The sequence below is a fragment of the Mogibacterium sp. CM50 genome (assembly GCF_000293155.1).
Lineage (GTDB): Bacteria > Bacillota > Clostridia > Peptostreptococcales > Anaerovoracaceae > Mogibacterium > Mogibacterium timidum.
Genome location: NZ_ALNL01000012.1, coordinates 105,709 through 121,190 on the forward strand (window position 1 = coordinate 105,709; position 15,482 = coordinate 121,190).

Consider the following 15,482-nt stretch of genomic DNA (forward strand, 5'->3'; position numbering starts at 1 on the left):
TACGACTATAGCTCTATATATTGCTATACCTCGAGAAAGATGCGAAGAAGAAAACAGCCTGTTTTCAAAAGCCATATCTCTATATATTGCTATATATTGCTATGCCTCGAGGTGTTACGCTCCCGTACATACTCCCCTATCTCGGTTATCGAGACTAGAACGCTGATGAGCACGCAGCCCGGGATGATAATCATCCACCACTGGTCAGACAGAAGCGCATCCTGAGAAAGCGACATCAGACTGCCCCAAGAAACTTCGGATATAGGCAATCCGAGCCCCATGAAGCTGAGCGTCGATTCGGCGATTATCGCTGACCCTATGTTGCTGACCGCCATAAACATTATGGACGAGAAGTAGTTGGGAAACAGATGCCTTCTCAGCACATACCAGAATCCGCCGCCGTACAGCTCTGCCGCCAACACAAACTCGCTCTTCCTGAGTCTCCTGACTTCGCTCCTGATAACCTTGGACATCTGCATCCAGCTTGTGATACCGATTATCAACGCGAGCGAACTGTAGGTCGCCCTGCCCCAGACAGCCTGAAGCACGATAATCAACAAGATATTCGGAATACTCATACACAGGTCTGTCGCCTTCATCATCAGATTGTCGATGTGCCTGTTGGACATGCCGCCGAGGGTTCCGTAAACCGAAGCTATGAATGTCGAGAGCATAGCGCTCAGTGTGCCTATTATCAGGCTCGCTCTGCCACCATACAGGATGAGGCTCAGCAGGTCTCGTCCCATGTTATCCGTACCAAATATATGTCTCATCGACGGCGCTTGCCCGATTACATCTGAATTCATGTAGTTCGGGGCGTATGGAGCAATTACATTTGCGAGCAGGCTGAGAATAACAGACGCCATAAGTATTGCGATAGCCGCCTTCGGCTTTTTTCTACTATTCATAGGAGCCCTCCTCATGGCACATCCTCGGATCGAGCCTCTCTCCGACAATCTGCGCCACATAATTACACACTACCACAACAGCACCTGTTAACAGCGTCGTTGCCATCAGCATGTTGTAATCCTTATACAGAGCACTCTCGAAGCTCAGCTTGCCTATTCCCGGATATCCGAAGACCATCTCGACAACATATGTTCCGCCAAGGAGATGCGGAACTGCGATAGCCATGATGGTTACCATCGGCGGCATAATATTCTTCATGCAGTACTTCCTGATAATCCCGGTGCGCGGCATTCCCTCCGCCTTGAGCAGCAGCACATAGTCCTTGCGCATTTCCTCAAGCAGCAGATTACGCACCATGTACGAGTAGTACCACAGATGCCCTATAACTATTACAAATACCGGCAACACGAGATGCCGGAGTCTGTCTAAAAGGTCTCCCTCTGAATTGTACGAGTAAGCCCCTCCGGTCGGCAGTATGTGTAGATAGACTGCAAATACCAGTATGCATATCAGCGACAAAAAGAACACAGGGATGTTTCCCGATACTACGCCCGCCCTACAAATAAATCTGTCGAGCCTTGTGCCTTCCCGCTCCGCCGAAGCTCTTCCGAGCCTGAATGCAAACACGAATGTCAGCACGTAGGCTATTACTCCGAATAATGCAGTGTTGCCCAGCACTCCCCCGATCACCTCCGCAACCGGTCTCTTATACTTGTACGACAGTCCCAGCTTGCCCTGAACCAGGTCGCCCAGCCACTTTCCATACTGGACCGGCAGCGGCTTGTCTAAACCGAGGCTCTCGCGAGCAGCCGTCTTCTCGGCGACACTCATCCTGTCCACGCCATCTCCGTACCAGGCGCGGAGCGGATCCCCCGGACATAGACGCGACAGGACGAACACTATGATTGAGAGCAGCAGCAATATGAGCAGCATCTCGGCAAATCTGCCCAATACATATTTAATTGTGCGTCCTCTCTCTTTTTCCATAAATTCTGCGTTCACTCCTCCGGATTCGCTTACAAAAAGACCGGTATAGTCGCTTCTGCAACTACTCCGGCCTTCGTGGCATGGCTAAATGTTATTGCTTTATTCAGTTGTTGCCTCTGCTGTACATCCTGACTATTCTGTCAACTGCATCCTCAATGCACTCTTTGACCGGCAACTCCTTTGTACCTGCAATCATAACATTGCAATACGCCGTAGGAACCAGCACCTTGGGTGCCTCGCTTGTTCCGACACTTTCCGCTATAGTCGGGGTGATCTCGCCTAACATCGCATTTGCTACCAGAATACCGATTGGTCCGGTGATAATCTGTGCTCTTGCTGCGCAAAATCCTATAGCGTTCTCTCCTGTTGCCGCTCTCTTGGCTCCGGCCTTCACCATGGCATTCGTCGCCATACTGTTGGTTCCGGCTGCTACTATCTCCGCTTCCGGAAGCCTCTCCGTCAGCTTGGTCACAAGCTGGCGACCTATACCGCCTCCTTGCGCATCAATTACTAATATGTCCATTCCGTTCGCCTTTCATAGCCGATTGTACACTTCCTGTGCACTGTATGTTGAATATTATAGCAGATATTTGATGCGCAGTTGTCGCAGTAATTAAGTTTACCAAGTATTTTTGCAGGTTGCTGAATGTTTGGAATTATCTTCTTCGGTTATCTTGTTCTTATCTTGCTATAATTGCAATCTGATCGGTGTGCCGAATTATTATCCTTATTACCGCTGTGTGACAGCTTTTCACCGCAACTTACGGCAAGCTCACGGAATGTCGGCACACCTGCAATTATTTAAATGTGTTAAGTGTGCTAAATTATTTGTAACATTTGGCGTTCCCTGCGCATCGGGACTGCTCGGGACACCTCAGCTGCTCTTAGTATTCCAGCCCCAGGCCATCAGCGATATTGCAGATGAAGTCCTGAGCGTTTGTGATGATTCCCTTTGAAGAGAGGGAGCCTCTGTCAGCCAGCTTGTTAACTACGAACTCGGAAGCGTCGCATACGTAGAAGTATGTTTGACGAACTGTTCCGTCCTCAAGCACCCTGAAGCTCGGTGTCATGTTTCCGACAGCGATCGAATGAAGCATTGTAGCCATCGTGATTACTGTGGTAGCCTTGCTTACGTGAGCTCTCATGGCGTCCTGCGCATCGTAGCAGTCTCCGTGAACCTCCGGAAGAGGACCGTCGTCACGAATTGAGCCGCCGAGCACGATTGGCACATCATTCTTGATAGCCGCTGTCATGACACCGTTGTCAAGGTTCTCCTGCTCCACAAAGGCCTTCATTGAGCCGGCCGCTCTTACTCTGTTGATGAGGTCGAGGTGGTTGTAGTGACCGTTGTGCACGTTCTCCTGAGTATAGATATTCTGACCGAGAGCTGTATTCATGTATGCACCCTCAAGATCGTGGGATGCCAGAGCGTTTCCGGCCAGTACTGCGTGAGCATATCCGTTAGAGATAAGCGCTGAAAGAGCCTTTCTAGCCTTGATATCGAATGAGAAAGCAGGTCCCATAACCCATACGATTCTGCCGTTATCCTTCTCGTGCTTAAGCAGCTCAACGATTTCATCGAAGTCCTTGGAGAATGCTGTCTCTCTGGAACGGCCGGTACGGAAAGCGAATGTATCTGCAGCTGCACCGGTATTCTCGTTGAAACCGTCTGCGTGCATGTAGATTCCCTCTTCACAGCACTCTGTACGTCCGCAGACTACGAGCTCGCCCTTCTTTACTCTTCTAGCTTCGAGCGCGAGAACCTTATCACCGTCAAATACAGGAACTGTGTCCATTCTGCTCTCTTCACACATGAGCCACTTACCGTCTATCTTGAAGTATTCCGGGAAGATGCTGAGTGCGTGGAAGTCAAATGGAACTACTCCATCAACCGGTGCCGGCTCCAGTCTGCAATCCGGCGAGTCAACAAACTTCTGCTCTGTGAAATCCGGATGTGTGTATTTTCTTAGTTCGAATGCCATAATATATCCTCCTTGTATATCTGATTTTGATTATAACGTCTAATTTCTGTAAGTACAGTTTATGAATTTTATGATGCCAGTTTCTCCCGAGCTTCTCTTTCTCTGTCCTTCCTGCTCTTGAGGAAGCTAGGCTGCAGCTCTGCGATCAGGATAGCTGCGAACATCAGTACAAATCCGATAGCCTTGTTCACTGTCATCTGCTCGTTGAAGAACACCATTCCGAAGATGATTCCGAAGATGTTCTCGAAGCTTAGGATGATAGATACGCTTGTAGGCGACTCTGTCTTCTGGGAGATGGTCTGGAACAGGAAGCACAATCCGGAGCAAACAATACCGAGATATAGAACTCCAAATACAACCTCTCCGTTGATCTGTACGTTGCCCGCCGTCTCCTGAGTGAGCGTAAATGCCCATGCCAGGATCGCCGACACTATGAACTGCAGCATAGTGATGATTCCGGGATCCTTATCCTTACCCCACTTGGCGATTGCGATAATCTGAGCTGCCCAGAATAGCGAGCTGAGAATCGAGATGCTGTCTCCAAAGCTGATGCTGAAGGTACCCGCAACTGATACAAAGATGATACCGATTGCGCACATTGTAGCTGCTACGATGTGATACAGCTTAGGTCTCTCTCTGAGAACCAGCCATCCTATAAACGGTACGAATACGCAGTATGCGGATGAGAGGAAGTGGCTCTTTCCGGGCATCTCCAGCATAACTCCTATGGTCTGCGTAAAGTATGCACCGAACAGGCAAACGCCGATAAATAGTCCTGCCTTGATGTAGTCCTTATCTATCAGCTTGAGCTGCTTGCGGTAGATTATAGCTAGGATGATACTCGCAATCGTGAAACGAAGCGCGAGCAGCATGCCCGGCGGGATAAAGTCTGTGGAGCCCTTGATGACTACCATTGAGCTTCCCCATGCAACCGCGATGAATAGTAGTAAAAGTTTACCTTTAACGCTACCTGACTTCTGCATAAGACAACTCCTTTCTTGTCTTTAATAAATTTAGAAATAATTTCGTTATTATCTTGTCAGGGCGCACTCAAAAAAACTCACAGAACCTCATAAACATTCTGTGAGAAAATAATATTATTTGGAATTTAAAGGAGGTACACTCAATCCGGGCATTCATAAGGCCTACATATAGGGGATGCGCTATCTCGGACCGGCATATGTCGATATCTCTACTCTTCAATAAAATCCCTGTAGACCATAATTCCGTCCATGAACTTGGCGATGCTGACTCTGCCTCCTGCCGGAGCGCGCCCCTCCTGATAGTTCACTTCCATCTTGATAGACAGGTGGTCAAACACATACTTGGCATAGATCTGAGAATCATCCTCTACCATCTCTATCTTGGCAGCTGCCACATTGGCCAGAGCCTTCTTGAGTGCTCTGCGGACACGCTGTTCGACGTTCTTGTCACTATCTCCCTCAACATCTGCTACATCGCTGAGTATCCTCTTAGAGTAGCCGGCATTGCACTTATCCATGCGCTCGTATATCTTGCGGATATCATATGTGCCTTTTTCGCCGAGAATTCCAAACGAGCTGAACATCATATCCAGCCAATTCTGCTTTTTGTCCGGCTGATGATCACGCCTCGATGGACGGTGCGTATCGGTGTCTCCCACCTCCATGAATGCGCTTTGGATGTTATCTACGACCTTTTTGAGCTTGATGCGCTCGATTATATTCTTGGCTACTCGTTCTATCTCGAGTACATTGACCGGCTTACTGACAAAAAACTCGACCCCCGCATCGTACGCCTTGTTGACCAGCGACTTATCGGACAGTTTGGAGATCATGATAAATGCAGCTTCCGGGTAAAACCTCCTGACCTCATTTATGAACGTTATCCCATCCATCTCCTTCATCATGAAGTCGACCATAATTATCTCCGGACGCTCCTCACGAATGTCCGCGATTGCACATTCAACATCTGTGTTGTAGCCCGCAACCGTACCGATTTCTCTGTCGCTGATTATATGCTTAAGGGTTTTTACTACCGCTATATCGTCGTCTAGGATGTAAAAATCCATCTTGTCTCCTCCTCGAATTTACTCGGCGGAATCTCGATTACAAACCTCGTGCCACCGTCTTTTCTATTCTTAACTCTTATCCTGCCGCCAAAATCATTTTCTACATAGTCGCGAACCAAGGACAGCCCCAGGCCACGCTGTACGAAGCCCGTATCCATATTCATCTTGGTTGAATACCCCGGCAGGAATATTGTCTCCATATCCGCTTCATCGATCCCTGGACCGTTATCCTCCACCTCTATGCGATGGCACGGTCCAATACTGCTGTATCTACACCACGCAACCATTACGCGAATCTTCCCATCCGAACCCTCGAACGCCTCCAGCGCGTTAACCGTGAGGTTTCGCAGGATTGAAATAGTCTTATAGCTCTCGCTGACCTTGTAATCCATGCGCTGATCTATCTCAAATTCCACGTCCATGTGCTTGGCCGCCGCAGTCTTCAGGATGTTACTCTTCATGAATTTCAGAATTTCCGACATCAGTAGGTCCGGTTCGCCGTGAGCATTTCTGTTGAGATTATCCAGAGTATCCAGAATTTCCTGATAGCAGCCCTTGATCTCATGAGTGCCACGGGCAATTTCAAGCGCCCTCTTCGTAAACTCCTCCGGCATGTCCGCGTCCTTCATATCTGTGTGCAGCGCATACGCTTCCTTGAGCACCCGTTCTACATCCTCCTTGTTGTTGAGGATGAAGCGCATCTCGTCCGCTATTGTAACGCTCTGATTGACCATGAACTGAATCTTTCGGTTATGTGCTCTCTCTGTCTGCACATGCATATAATATTCCATAGTGACAATAATAAAAAGCGAGATCCCCGTTCTTGCCAGCGCAATAACAAGCAAAGTGTTGAACATGTACATGGTAACAAAGTTATCCGCCCTTATTATGGACATGAAGTAAACTTCAATTATGTTGCCGAGAAAATCTGCAAGAAAAACGGATATGCAGAAATTCAGCAGCGGTATTCGCCTGCCCATGTATGCCTTGACACACAGAGATATGATGATTCCGTATATTATGAAAAAGATTGCGTCCGGAAAGCAATTAACAGCATTTTCCACCATACTGACACCTGCCTTCATAGATGTGATAAATCTAAAGGTAGGAGAGAAGACTGCAGAGATTAACGCAATCTGCATCGCTGTGTATTTGTCTAAAAAGCAGAAAATGAACACGTCAAGAACAATGACATCAATCGCAAACACGAAGCCCGGTGCTACGTGAGGCGCATCGATATTAATCTGCGCAGCCACTGATATTATCAGTGCAATCATCAACACATTCTTGATTCTGTCCAAATAGCTGTTCATATACTCTCCCTATAGCTCATGCGTTTACATATGAAAGTATATTATACGGATTACTAATGTATCAACAGAAAAAATAAATCCCGTACAAGATCCATACAGCACAAAGAACGTTACAGACCCTTTTTGACAAATTGCCATATAATTTCATTAATCTCTTCAGACAATAAAAAACATGCTCGCCAACTCACATGTTTAGCAGCAAGCATGTAGTTATTTAACTAAAAGGTAACCGTTCTATATTTATTTTAACTATTTTAACGTTAAAATTCTATCCGTTCAGCGGTATCTCCCATTGAGATATACAGTCCGCGACTCATGTCAATTTAATCCTCTAATAGCCAATCCACTATATATATAATCTCTATACCATTGATATTATCAACACCTTCATACCTCCCTATTATAACGAACTTCTTGAAATTGTCCTTGATCATCAGCAGATTATCCGTTTCATGTGAGTTTGCCGGCAGTTGATATGTAACCTGATAATATTCAATACTTTGATTTTTTCTTGCCATAAAATCAATTTCCTTATCATCAAGCCTTACAACATCTATCGTATATCCTCGTCTTGCAAGTTCTAAAAATACAATATTCTCAAGTCTGTTCCCGTTATTCCCTTCCTTATAACTGACTGCCTGATTTCTAAGTCCACTATCGACGATAAAATATATAGTCCATATACTGTTTCAACAGTACAGATTTCCTCGATCTTCTAACTCCTGTAATCACCTTGATGAAATCTGTATCTTTAAATGCAATCAGTTTATCAAGGTACATTTTTCTTATATACATTTTACTTCCTCTTATATTGGATTTTCATTTCATATTTTACCATGACCGTCTCATTATTGGAAGTCAACTTCCAATAATGAGACGGTCATTTTAAATAAACCCCATACAACACAAATACACCCCAATCCCCACCGTCGGGAATCGGAGTGTATTATGTTTGATATTATTTGCGAATCAGTCGGCTGCTCATTTTGAGCCGACCCATATTCGCATTGAACTTGCTCTTGTTCGAATTAGCTAGTGCGAACCCGCTACAAATTAAGCTCTCTTTCTTCTGTATGCAGCAATTCCTGCCAGTGTTGATCCTGACAGAAGAAGCACAAGCGCATCTGCAAACGAATTCGAGCTGTCGCCGGTCTTGACCGCCTTGTTATGTGAAGTACCGCCCTTATTAACGCCATTAACTCCGTTCTGAGCAGTTCCTGCCTTTACTACCGTGAAATTGGTAGCTGCAGACTCGCCGCCGCGGAAGTTAACTTTGATAGAATGTCTGCCTGCGCCAAGCGTTCTAAGGAAGTTCTCCTTGAGCGTGATCTCAAGGCTTCCCGGCTTTGTGGTGTAGTTTGCCTTGCCAACAGGCTTACCATCTACCTCGATGCCGAGGAATCTGTCAAAGACCTTGTCCCCTGCAGCATTCTTGTCGACATCAGGATTTTCAACCTTGAACTTCAAATCTCCGGACTTCCACACCGCATCCTTGCCGTCCGTAAATTTATAGCCTGCAACCGGTTGTGGTGCTTCTGCATTCCATTTTGCATATACTGTGGTATTTGTCATAACTCCCTTAGTGAAGTCGAACTCAGCTTTGTAGCCCTTATCAGTATACCATCCTGCAAATACATATCCCTTTTTAGTAGGATCTGCCGGTTTGCTAGCCTTATCACCATACTTTACATTCTGGTTTGCAACAGCGCTTCCGCCATCTGTATCAAACGACACGTTGTATGTATTTGCAATCCACGAGGCAGTCAGTGTTAGATTGCCTTTTACCGGAGCATCGAAGTTGTATGCAACAGCTCCATTCATCCACTTATCGAACTTATGTCCGGCCTTAGTAGGAACTGCCGGTATAACTGCCTTTTCTCCATCCTTCACTGTTTGGCTTGCGACCGCACTTCCGCCGTTGCTGTCGAATGCAACGGTATACATGGTTGGCTCTACAGGTTTCTTAGTCCACTTTGCATATACAGTAGTATTTGCGGTTATCGGATTGTCAAAGTTGAACGATACAGTGCATGCACTATCCGCATACCATCCTGCGAATATATATCCATTCTTAGTCGGATCTGCCGGTTTGCTGGCCTTATCACCCTGCTTTACAATTTGATTAGCAACTGCACTTCCGTCATTGCTGTTAAATGTAACTGTGTATTCTGCCGGTGTTGGGGTGGTACCACTCTTAGCCTTGATAGTTACGTAATCACTTCCGCCTGTCTCCGGGGTTAGCGGTATAGCCCAGCCACGATTTATACGTACAGCCCACTTCTGATCCTTACCGGTAGTATTCTCCGGAATATTGCTTACGGTTATCTTCGCATGCTCATCATCAATGACCTTAATGTCAAATTTAAGCTGTCCGTTAATTGAACCTATAAATTGCCCATTAATCGTCACTTCTGGAAGAATGCTGGATGTAGTACCCTGAGGCTCTCCGAAATAGAGATTCTTTCCTGTGATATTAGCAACGATTGTACCTGCATTGTACTCCTTCTCAAGAGGCTTCTCATATGAAATACTCTTAAGCGTGAATTTAACAGGTGCTCCAAGATGTGCCCCTGCCGCACTCTTCATTGCTCCACCGTCAGCACTCTCAATCGCTCCTACCGAAAGGCCGAACTCAGTAAACTTGTTATAGTCGTGATAGCTCTTATTCTTCAGCTTGACTATGAGCTTGTTGCCCTGCTTGATCAGCTGATCGTCCTTTGTCAGGTAAACTCTTTCGCTACCATCATATGACATCAAATATACATGTGACGCACCGCCCTCAGGGATGGTGAAATCGTCACTGCTGAGATTTGCCTCAATAGTATGAGCATCTTTCCAATTTGCATATCCATTGATGGATACCTCAAACTCAGGGGCGTTCTTATCCTTGAACAGGATTACATTGTTATATACTCCTACAGAATGCATGTCGAATGTAACTTTTTCGCCATCCTGCTTGCTTGGTACTTCGTGAAGCGTACCATTTTTATCAATGTAATACACCTTGCTTACAGTCTTACCCGCCGGAATTTTCGTTGTTACCTTGAAATCACCGGCAGCAATCTTAGAAAGCTCGTTTCTGTAGAGATTGATCGTATCAATGTCTACAACCTGATAATCCTTACCTTTGAGTTCAGGGATCTCTTTGTTGAGAATTCTGTCACGAAGGATATAGTTGCCTTTCATAAAATTCGTGCCTGTAATGCTTGTGTTGCCGGAAGTACTTGTAATAGTAGTGTCCTTGTTATGCGCATCACTCTTATCCTTGAGGAAAATATAGCTTACTGCGCTGCAAGAGAAATGCATGTATGCTGCCTTACCTCTCCCGTCTTCCGAGTGATCCTTGACAGTCAACGGGAACGGATCGAGTGTAAAATCATCGCTTACTGCAGTAACCGTATAATTCATATCCTCGATTAGTTTAGCATTAGCATATCCAAACTTGATAGGAACTTCCACTACATCAGTGTCGCTGGTAAATCTTATCTTGGTATTTCCAAAGTCGAAATCGTCGCTATCGTCCTTTTCATAAAATACCGGCAGGCTTACATCGACCCTCTTCGCATTCTCGGGGTCCGCCTCAGGAGTGCTTCTTTTGGTCATCAGGAAGGCATCGATTATCTGGCTTCCCTTACCCGCATAATATCTATCATTGATAGCCTTAGAACCGGTCGCATTCATGACTAGATATATATTGATTCCCTTGCCGTTAGGATTGTATGTGGTGTAATTTGCATCCTCTGCATAGAAGATATAATGATGACCCTTGAACAGCTCCACATCGGGCAGAACACCGTTCTTAGATGTCACCACACCTTGAAATTCCTGCAATGTGGCATCCCAATATCTGAATTTGATAGGTTCGGTTATAGGTTTTTTTGTGTCCTTATCTTGGACAGGCATGCCCTTCATCACTACCTTTTCGGTAGAATAAAGGAGATCACTATCCTTCTCTGTATACGCAGCAGCAGCTTTCGGCAAAGCAAATGCGCCGACGATTATAACAGCGAGGATTGTCGCCAAGACGGCTGAAGCCTTCCCGGATTTATAAATCCATCCCATTTGTTCCTCCTTGAAATAAATTTAACAATAGTAATAATACCCCTACATTTTTAGAGTACTGGGATATAATATCAAGGAAGTTCCTGCCGCACAGTAACTATATAAATATTTTATATGAGTATTTTAATATAATTTAATTCTATACGATGAAGCTTTACCCTGATGCATATAATTCCGTATCTATACGTTACTAATGGTTGCGGATGGTTATTTTCCACGAACGATCAGCTTGTCTGTCGAGAGACAAGATCTCAAGCTCGTGTTCATCACAATAGTCAGGAAGCGTGTTAAGGGCTTCCGGGCATGTAAAGCTTATGTCTATAACCTGTCCCGGTTCTGCATCCTTGAGTGCATCCTTTAAGGTGATCAGTGGAATCGGGCAATCCTGCCCTTTTACATCTCTTACAATCTTTTCCATGTTATTCTCCTCCTGTATGAAATTACATTTTCTTACCGCTTCTATCCGCATAAAAGATGTATGCAGCAAGCCATATTCCCATGGCTATGAAAATCAGTGCTATCCAAGCCTTGATTGAAAACTGTGCGGTTTTCACCAACCCGTTCCCAACTATACATCCGCCTGCAACAAGCGCACCGAAGGCCATCATTGAACTACCTATAACAGTCTTAATAATTTGCCTCTTGCCGGGCAATATCACATGAAATTCCCTGTCTTCCAGAGAAGTCAACAGAGATCCTACAACTATTCCAAGCACTAACATACTACCCAGACCAAAACTTTGGTCATAGATGTTTCATCCCCCGACAATCTGTTTAGGCTTTAATATCGCATAAGGATATGACAGTATCGGAGAAGTTATGGCAAAGCCTCCAATTCTGCCGAAGTGTTCACTCACAGGAAACGTTATCCCGAGCACAATTCCGGAAAATATAAACCAGATGTCTTTATTATGAACACCTGTGCCATAGCGTTTTTTCCTTTTCTTCTTGTTATGTCTCCACAGTGCTATATAGACGGGAATTATAACAAGTCCCGACAGAACGAGCCTGATGCGAGCATCAGCTATCAATTCTTTATCAAAAACTTCATATGTCTGGATAAACTTGCCTGCAAAGAAACGGCCTCTGCCGGCGGAAAAGAAATAGCCTACCAGCACAAATGTAGCCAGTGAAATTAGCCCTATGATTCTACCATCACCCGACTTGACAAGCGACATCGTGAGACAACCGCTGGACATAACAGCTCCGAATCCGAACATCATGCTGCCAACAGGTAAAGCTACCAGCGAAAAGCACGAAACATATCCATCCGCAACTAATCCGGTGAGCACAAATATGTTGTACAATATCGACTCCGTAAAAATCGTGGCAAATAAAAGCAGCAGATTATAATTTCTGCCCTCAAGATATATATCCCTTATAGTGCCCATGTAGCAGATTCTGCTCTTCTTGAGCACGAAGCCAAACGCTATTCCGATAAGCAATCCTAATATTAGCGCCATTATACCCCCATTTCCAACATAACCGGTGCGTCCATCAGAAAACATTCATCTCTACACCGTGTATGAAAATTTATTCATTGGCTATCACCTGTTTACTTAGAAATAAATTTTGTGTATATTGTAACATAATGCGATGAGCTTTTAAGCCAACTATGGTTTGCTTGCTTGCATCTATAGGTATTTCCTATATTTGCGCGCGTGTCATTCGGATTATCAATAGTACGGCTACGCATTTTTCTTCCGACCTCTGTGCCTGCATATGCAAAATCAACTGTTTATCTAATTGTAAAAAAATAAAAAGGACTGTATATTTATAATGAAATTGCTAAAACAAAGCAAAGAGAGCAATATATTTAATAAACTTACGGGAAAACGTAAGGAGGGACGTCGCACCGGCAAATCGTCATTTCCCATCCTATTGTGTGTTATGATTGCAATTGCGAGCACTCTTATCCAGTACTCTATACTTTCTACGGTGGGAGGTGTCGATAATAGTAGAGGCTTCAGTTTTCACAGGAGCACATCCTCTACCAATGCTAAAACTACCCCAAAGGGTCAAACTTCTAATAAGTCCGCAAAGAATAAATCCGAGGCATCAACAGAGACAGAGAGTGACCCTTCGGCAGCAGTTGCCAAAAGTCAGCAGAATGATAAGAATAGTAAAGCTGCAAAAGAAGAAGCCAAAAAGAATTCGGATAAGTCCGGCAAAACCTGGGTTCCTCCGGTTTATAAATACGTCACTCACCCTGCTGTAACACGCACTACCACGGTGTATTCATGCAAGGGTGGTACATACAGCTCAATGGAAGCGCTGCGCGATGCACAGAAAAGATATATCCGAAGCAATCACTTGCCCGGATGAGACGGCACGTTTTCAAACATTCAGGAGAGTGTTAAGACAGAAGTAGTGAAACCCGCTTGGACAGAGCAAGTATTAATAAAAGAAGGCTACTGGAAATAGCTAATTGACTGTACCGACCTTCAATTGTTAGACTGAGAATCTGACGATTGAAGGTCGGTACAGTTGCTTTAACTGGCGTTTTTTCGTCTTTTTTCTTTGTTTATATTATGTATATTATGTTAATTTCACATAATATCCTTACTGTCCAGAACTATCGTAAACGGACCGTCATTGAGCAAGCCTACCTTCATATCGGCACCGAACTCACCACGCTCAACTACTTGTACACGAGATTTGCACTTATCAATTATGTATTCGTATAACTGCTCTGCCTTGTCCGGTGCACCCGCTTCGATAAAGGACGGACGATTCCCCTTCTTGCAATTCGCATATAGGGTGAACTGCGATATGAGGAGCAGCTCGCCGCCTACGTCTGCCAACGAGAGGTTAGTCTTGCCGTTTTCATCCTCAAATATCCTGAGCTTGATCATTTTGTCGAGCATCCTATCGGCAATCACCTCGTCGTCACAATTGGAAACACCGATGAGCACCATGTAGCCCTTGCTGATCATCCCGATTGTATTTCCATCCACAGTTACCTCTGCGTGCTTGACCCTCTGAATAACAAATTTCATATCCTCTCCTCAATATCGTCTGTATGTCTGTATATTTGCAGGTCTGTAGGTTTGTACATCTGTGCGACCTCTTGTGCATCCATACTCTTGGCAGTTTCATCACTCATACGAAATATTCTGAATACACTTATCCACCATCGCCAAAGCTTGCTGCAGGTTCTATACAAAGCCTACTGCGGGTTTTTATCATTTCTTGATTTTTCTCGCATATTTGCATAGAATTATAGCATTATATTGAAAACTTCGACACAACATTTGGAGGTCATTATGAATCCTTTAAAAAATACAATCGCAATTAACAAAGTTTACAGAGGTTTCCGCAAATATCTTAAGAATGTGCCTGCAATTAGAGCCGCTCAATCTCGCGGCGACCACGCCGAGGCGCAGCGCATCATCAGGAAGGGTGAGGATTATTTCTGTGACCACACCGGCGCTTCACTGGGAATCAAGGTTGACGTTATCAATCCCGAGAACATCCCGAACAAAGGGCCTTACCTTGTAGTCGCTAACCATCAGAGCTATGCTGACATCTATGCTCTAATCGACGCATTTCGCTCGACGCAGATTGGATTTATCGCAAAATCCGAGACAAAAAAGCTCAAACCTCTCGCCGATGTCATACGTGGAACCGAGTCTGTATTTATTGACCGAGGCAATCCACGTGCTGCAATACAAACGCTCAAAGAAACTACTGAGCTGTTCAAAAACGGATATACGCTTGCGATTTTCCCGGAGGGTACGAGAAGCCATAGCAACGATATGGGGTACTTCAAACCGGGCAGCTTTAAATTTGCACAGAAAGCCAAGGTTCCAATCGTGCCGGTTTCGATTATCGATTCTTATAAAATCTTTGAGGAGCATAACACCTTCAACGCCGGAACAATCAAGGTGGTGATACATCCTACCGTTCATTTCGAGGCAATGAGCCGCGAGGAACAAAATGCTGCACACGAGCAGATTGAGGATCTGATCAGGACGGGAATTGCGAAGTACAGATAATAAATATCAAAAGAGCGGGAGGTGCGTACGAAAGTCCGTATCTCCCGCTCAGTTAAGAGGCAATTAATTATTCCCAATGTCCGTTCCTGACCAACACACTCGCAGCGTACACAGTTCTTTCGACAACGGTTCTGGTTATCACATGCGGAACCCCATATTTATGCTTATGAGCAAGGCTTCG

Annotated in this window: 14 protein-coding genes and 1 pseudogene; 2 read left to right on the top strand and 13 right to left on the bottom strand. The window is 45.0% G+C overall.

What is annotated here, in order from left to right:
- Window positions 1-89: 89 nt before the first annotated feature.
- The 12 genes and pseudogenes from HMPREF1152_RS01730 to HMPREF1152_RS09805 all read right to left on the bottom strand — a co-directional run bounded on the left by HMPREF1152_RS01730 (window position 90) and on the right by HMPREF1152_RS09805 (window position 12,811).
- A complete protein-coding gene (locus HMPREF1152_RS01730) occupies window positions 90-908 on the bottom strand; it encodes an ABC transporter permease (protein WP_009643398.1) in 819 nt (272 codons plus the stop codon).
- On the bottom strand, window positions 901-1,896 hold the full coding sequence (locus tag HMPREF1152_RS01735) for an ABC transporter permease (RefSeq protein WP_009643490.1): 996 nt from the start codon (window positions 1,894-1,896) through the stop codon (window positions 901-903). The genes HMPREF1152_RS01730 and HMPREF1152_RS01735 overlap by 8 nt, the downstream gene beginning before the upstream one ends.
- A gap of 103 nt (window positions 1,897-1,999) precedes the next feature.
- A complete protein-coding gene (locus HMPREF1152_RS01740) occupies window positions 2,000-2,419 on the bottom strand; it encodes a DUF3842 family protein (RefSeq protein ID WP_009643485.1) in 420 nt (139 codons plus the stop codon).
- 361 nt (window positions 2,420-2,780) lie between these two features.
- The gene (locus HMPREF1152_RS01745; RefSeq protein WP_009643402.1) at window positions 2,781-3,878 is read right to left on the bottom strand and encodes an ornithine cyclodeaminase family domain; all 1,098 of its coding nucleotides are present in this window, start codon (window positions 3,876-3,878) and stop codon (window positions 2,781-2,783) included.
- 68 nt (window positions 3,879-3,946) lie between these two features.
- Complete coding sequence (locus HMPREF1152_RS01750) at window positions 3,947-4,861, bottom strand: DMT family transporter (RefSeq protein WP_009643498.1); 915 nt, start codon at window positions 4,859-4,861, stop codon at window positions 3,947-3,949.
- A 209-nt stretch (window positions 4,862-5,070) separates the two neighbouring features.
- Window positions 5,071-5,928: a response regulator gene (locus HMPREF1152_RS01755; RefSeq protein ID WP_009643347.1), complete on the bottom strand. Its 858-nt coding sequence runs from the start codon at window positions 5,926-5,928 to the stop codon at window positions 5,071-5,073.
- A complete protein-coding gene (locus tag HMPREF1152_RS01760; RefSeq protein WP_009643453.1) occupies window positions 5,910-7,241 on the bottom strand; it encodes a sensor histidine kinase in 1,332 nt (443 codons plus the stop codon). Before HMPREF1152_RS01760 ends, HMPREF1152_RS01755 begins: the two co-directional genes overlap by 19 nt.
- A 323-nt stretch (window positions 7,242-7,564) precedes the next feature.
- Window positions 7,565-7,759 (bottom strand): hypothetical protein, encoded by a 195-nt coding sequence (locus tag HMPREF1152_RS08880; protein ID WP_009643432.1) that lies wholly within the window; start codon window positions 7,757-7,759, stop codon window positions 7,565-7,567.
- Window positions 7,760-7,895: 136 nt separating this feature from the next.
- A complete protein-coding gene (locus HMPREF1152_RS08885) occupies window positions 7,896-8,036 on the bottom strand; it encodes a hypothetical protein (protein WP_009643348.1) in 141 nt (46 codons plus the stop codon).
- A gap of 258 nt (window positions 8,037-8,294) precedes the next feature.
- Window positions 8,295-11,303, bottom strand: a complete 3,009-nt coding sequence (locus tag HMPREF1152_RS01770) for an InlB B-repeat-containing protein (RefSeq protein ID WP_009643352.1) — start codon at window positions 11,301-11,303, stop codon at window positions 8,295-8,297.
- 190 nt (window positions 11,304-11,493) lie between these two features.
- Entirely contained in the window at window positions 11,494-11,721 is a 228-nt protein-coding gene (locus HMPREF1152_RS01775; protein ID WP_009643507.1) for a sulfurtransferase TusA family protein, read from the bottom strand.
- 22 nt (window positions 11,722-11,743) lie between these two features.
- Window positions 11,744-12,811 (bottom strand): annotated as a pseudogene (locus tag HMPREF1152_RS09805) (YeeE/YedE family protein).
- A gap of 382 nt (window positions 12,812-13,193) precedes the next feature.
- Here HMPREF1152_RS09805 and HMPREF1152_RS01790 point away from each other — a divergent pair.
- Window positions 13,194-13,628: a hypothetical protein gene (locus tag HMPREF1152_RS01790; protein ID WP_198004065.1), complete on the top strand. Its 435-nt coding sequence runs from the start codon at window positions 13,194-13,196 to the stop codon at window positions 13,626-13,628.
- A 224-nt stretch (window positions 13,629-13,852) separates the two neighbouring features.
- Here the strand turns inward: HMPREF1152_RS01790 and dtd are convergent, their stop codons facing one another.
- Window positions 13,853-14,302, bottom strand: coding sequence for a D-aminoacyl-tRNA deacylase (dtd, locus tag HMPREF1152_RS01795; protein ID WP_009643433.1), 450 nt, complete (start codon window positions 14,300-14,302; stop codon window positions 13,853-13,855).
- A gap of 267 nt (window positions 14,303-14,569) precedes the next feature.
- On the opposite strand from dtd, the gene HMPREF1152_RS01800 reads away from it, so the two are divergent.
- Entirely contained in the window at window positions 14,570-15,301 is a 732-nt protein-coding gene (locus tag HMPREF1152_RS01800) for a lysophospholipid acyltransferase family protein (protein ID WP_009643502.1), read from the top strand.
- Window positions 15,302-15,482: the final 181 nt, after the last annotated feature.

Bases quoted from the DNA above. Each gene is read 5' to 3' on its own strand.
- HMPREF1152_RS01770 (WP_009643352.1), bottom strand. From the start codon at position 11,303: ATGGGATGGATTTATAAATCCGGGAAGGCTTCAGCCGTCTTGGCGACA.
- HMPREF1152_RS08880 (WP_009643432.1), bottom strand. From the start codon at position 7,759: ATGGCAAGAAAAAATCAAAGTATTGAATATTATCAGGTTACATATCAA.
- HMPREF1152_RS01775 (WP_009643507.1), bottom strand. From the start codon at position 11,721: ATGGAAAAGATTGTAAGAGATGTAAAAGGGCAGGATTGCCCGATTCCA.
- HMPREF1152_RS01750 (WP_009643498.1), bottom strand. From the start codon at position 4,861: ATGCAGAAGTCAGGTAGCGTTAAAGGTAAACTTTTACTACTATTCATC.
- HMPREF1152_RS01745 (WP_009643402.1), bottom strand. From the start codon at position 3,878: ATGGCATTCGAACTAAGAAAATACACACATCCGGATTTCACAGAGCAG.
- HMPREF1152_RS01800 (WP_009643502.1), top strand. From the start codon at position 14,570: ATGAATCCTTTAAAAAATACAATCGCAATTAACAAAGTTTACAGAGGT.
- HMPREF1152_RS01755 (WP_009643347.1), bottom strand. From the start codon at position 5,928: ATGGATTTTTACATCCTAGACGACGATATAGCGGTAGTAAAAACCCTT.
- HMPREF1152_RS01735 (WP_009643490.1), bottom strand. From the start codon at position 1,896: ATGGAAAAAGAGAGAGGACGCACAATTAAATATGTATTGGGCAGATTT.
- HMPREF1152_RS01740 (WP_009643485.1), bottom strand. From the start codon at position 2,419: ATGGACATATTAGTAATTGATGCGCAAGGAGGCGGTATAGGTCGCCAG.
- HMPREF1152_RS01760 (WP_009643453.1), bottom strand. From the start codon at position 7,241: ATGAACAGCTATTTGGACAGAATCAAGAATGTGTTGATGATTGCACTG.
- dtd (WP_009643433.1), bottom strand. From the start codon at position 14,302: ATGAAATTTGTTATTCAGAGGGTCAAGCACGCAGAGGTAACTGTGGAT.
- HMPREF1152_RS08885 (WP_009643348.1), bottom strand. From the start codon at position 8,036: ATGTATATAAGAAAAATGTACCTTGATAAACTGATTGCATTTAAAGAT.
- HMPREF1152_RS01790 (WP_198004065.1), top strand. From the start codon at position 13,194: ATGATTGCAATTGCGAGCACTCTTATCCAGTACTCTATACTTTCTACG.
- HMPREF1152_RS01730 (WP_009643398.1), bottom strand. From the start codon at position 908: ATGAATAGTAGAAAAAAGCCGAAGGCGGCTATCGCAATACTTATGGCG.